2 protein-coding genes are annotated in these 2,630 nt (G+C 74.0%); both read left to right on the forward strand.

All coding sequences use genetic code 11. The annotated features are described in order from the left end of the window. A partial coding sequence (locus AB0B72_RS40090; protein WP_367745036.1) for an SDR family NAD(P)-dependent oxidoreductase occupies positions 1-2,292 on the forward strand: 2,292 nt, incomplete at its 5' end. Between the two features lie 39 nt (positions 2,293-2,331). Further along, the coding region (locus AB0B72_RS40095; RefSeq protein ID WP_367745037.1) for a beta-ketoacyl synthase N-terminal-like domain-containing protein at positions 2,332-2,630 on the forward strand (299 nt) is incomplete at its 3' end.

Consider the following 2,630-nt stretch of genomic DNA (forward strand, 5'->3'; position numbering starts at 1 on the left):
GCCGCCCACCTCCACACCACCGGCACCCCCATCAACTGGCCCAACACCACCACCAAGCCCGTCACCACCGTCGACCTGCCCACCTACGCCTTCCAGCGCCGACGGCACTGGGCCGACCAGCCGAAACCGGCCCAGGCCGGTCCGGCGGCGGACGACCCGTTCTGGGAGACGGTGGGCCGGGGCGACCTCGACTCGCTCGTGAGCACCCTCGGCCCTGAGGGGGAGCGGTTACGCGGGTCGCTGGGCGAGGTGCTCCCGGCGCTGGCGTCCTGGCACGCCGCCCGGAGCGCGCGGTCGACCATCGACTCGTGGCGCTTCAAGTCCGCGTGGCGGCCCGTCCCCGAGGACGGCCCGGTGAAGACGGGAGGACGCTGGCTGGTCATCCGTACCGTCGACGGCGCGGCGGCGGTCTGGTCCAGCGCTCTGACGCGTGCCCTTGAGGAGCAGGACGCCGGGGTGGTGCCCGTCGTCGTCGGTCGCGGAAGGCGTGAAGAGGCGGACCGCGCGACCGGCCATGCCGCGAGCCGGCACGTCGACACCGATGAGCTGGCCCAGGCGCTCGCCGCCGTGCCCACGGACGAGCCGTTCACCGGCGTCCTCTCCCTGCTCGCGCTCGACGAGGACGCCGGCCTGGCGGCGGACGCCGACGCGGTGGCGCTGATCAACGCGCTCGACGCGGCGGGGATCGCCGGGCCGTTGTGGATCGCGACCTCGGGAGCGGTGGCGGCCGGTCCGTCCGACCAGGTGAGCCGTCCCTCGGGAGGGCTGGGGTGGGGGCTCGGCGGGGTCGTCGCCGTTGAGCGGCCCGAACGGTGGGGTGGCCTCATCGACCTCCCCGTCCTTCCCGACACGGGGCTCGCCGGGCACGCGCTCACGGCCCTGATCGGGGCACATGGCGAGTCGGAGGTGGCGGTCCGGGCCTCCGGGCTGCTGGCGCGGCGGCTCGTACCGGCTCCCCTGCCCGGCGGCGCCCCGGCGGCGGAGTGGGCTCCCACCGGCACCGTCCTCATCACCGGGGGCACGGGGGGCCTCGGCGCCCACGTCGCCCGCAGGCTCGCCCGGCGCGGCGTTCCGCATCTGCTGCTGGTCAGCCGGCGGGGTGCCGAGGCCCCCGGCGCGCAGGACCTGCGTGACGAGATCACCGCGCTCGGCACACACGTCACATTCGCCTCCTGCGATGTGTCCGACCGGGAGTCGCTCGCCGCCGCGCTGGCCGCGGTGCCCGCCGAGCACCCGTTGACCGCCGTGGTGCACACCGCCGCCGTCCTGGACGACGGGCTCGTCGGCTCGCTCACGCCCGAGAGGATCGCGGCCGTGCACCGGGTCAAGGTCGGGGGCGCGCTCAACCTTCACGATCTGACCCGGGACCTTCCCTTGACGGCGTTCGTGCTGTTCTCCTCGATCGCCGGCACGATCGGAGGCGCCGGTCAGGGCAACTACGCGCCGGGCAACGCCTTCCTGGACGCTCTGGCCGACCACCGCCGCTCACTCGGGCTGCCCGCCACCTCGATCGCGTGGGGGCAATGGGACGGTGACGGCATCGCGGGGGCCGAGGCGCGGCGGGGACTGCGGCGCAACGGATTCCCGCCCATGGCTCCCGGCCTCGCCGTCTCCGCGCTGGAGGAGGCCGTGACCGGTGGGGAGACCCGGCTAGTGATCACTCGTGCCGACTGGCCCGCCGTCCTGGCCGTGCGGCCCCACCCGCTGCTGCGCGAGCTTCCGGAGTGGCGAGACCCGACCGAGCGGACCGAGGCCGGCGACGAGGATGCGGGCGAAGGTTCCGATCTCGTACGACGGCTGCTCGCACTGCCCGGCTCCGAACGGCGGCAGGCCGCCCGGCGAGTGGTCCGCACCGAGATCGCCGGCGTCCTCGGCCTCGGCTCGGCCGCCGAGGTGGACGACCACCGCGGCTTCCGCGACCAGGGCTTCACGTCCCTGTCGGCGGTCGAGCTGCGCAACCGCCTGTCGCGGCTGACGGGTACGGAGCTGCCGAGCACGCTGGTGTTCGACTACCCCACTCCGGCCGCCCTCGTCGACCACCTCCTCGCCGTACTCCTGCAGGAGCCGGATCCTCCGCACGACGCCGTACTGGCGAAGATCGCCGAGCTGGAGCAGCTGCTGTCCGGGCCGGTCCCCGAGCAGGGACGCGACGAGGCCCTGAGCAGGCTGCGGCGGCTTGCCGGCACGGCGACCAACGAAACGCCCGTACGCGCCTCCGTCCCGGCCGATCTCGGCTCCGCGACCGACGACGAGCTCATCAGCTTCATCAGCGACGAGCTCGGAATCTCCTGACACTCCCCTGGCCCACCCGTGCCCCTGGAAGGCAGACCTGTGAGCGACGACCAGATCCGGCACCTCCTCCGACGCGTGACCGAGGAGCTGCACAAGACGCGCGAAGAACTGCGGGACGTCCGGGACGAGCAACGCGAGCCGATCGCGATCGTGGGGATGGCCTGCCGCCTGCCGGGCGGGGTGTCGTCCCCGGAGGACCTGTGGGACCTGGTCTCCGAGGGACGGGACGCGGTGTCGGAGTTTCCGGCCGACCGTGGCTGGGACCTGGAGGCGCTGTACGACCCCGACCCGGATCATCCGGGCACGTCCTACACCCGGTTCGGCGGGTTCCTGGACGA

Origin of the sequence: Microbispora sp. NPDC049125 (assembly GCF_040802045.1) — a bacterium.
Taxonomy (GTDB): Bacteria; Actinomycetota; Actinomycetes; order Streptosporangiales; family Streptosporangiaceae; genus Microbispora.